At 43.3% G+C, this 506-nt stretch carries 1 protein-coding gene; it reads right to left on the bottom strand.

Going from position 1 to position 506, the window contains the following annotated elements; all coding sequences use genetic code 11:
• Positions 1-506 (bottom strand): MFS transporter (locus AC3G7N_RS22780; RefSeq protein WP_489424365.1); only part of this gene is annotated, 506 nt, incomplete at both ends.

Below are 506 nucleotides of genomic sequence, written 5' to 3'. Positions count from 1 at the left end.
GTGCGGAAACTTCCGCGGACAACTCCTTCACATTTACTAGAAAACTACTTCCCCAAAGACCAATTGTTGCCTCAGCACTGCAGTAAAACAGGAAAGAGGCTAAAGCTAGCTTAACTCCTGTGATTTGGATAGATTTTACTTTTTTACTATCTGCATCATGCGAAGCATATTCTTGCGCTTCTTGTTCCTCAGTTGCGGCAGCATTGCCTTTTGACTCTGTCTTTTTCCATAAAGGCAAAGTAAAGAAAAGGATGATCGCTAATGCGAACTGAATACTTGCGATTGTAAAATAACCATTTCTCCAAGAACCTTGTCCTGACATAAAATAGGCCATAATGATCGGTCCAAGCGTTGCGCCAACTCCCCAAAAGCAATGCAACCAACTCATGTGATGTGCTTTGTAATGCAAGGCAACGTAATTGTTTAATCCTGCATCCACGGACCCCGCACCTAGTCCAAGCGGAATGGCGCAGATAAATAACCACACAAGCGATGGGGCAAAATAA

This window comes from Virgibacillus carmonensis, assembly GCF_057836705.1.
Note: the sequence above shows the minus strand (reverse complement) of the source record. Positions and strands in the feature narration are given on the sequence as shown.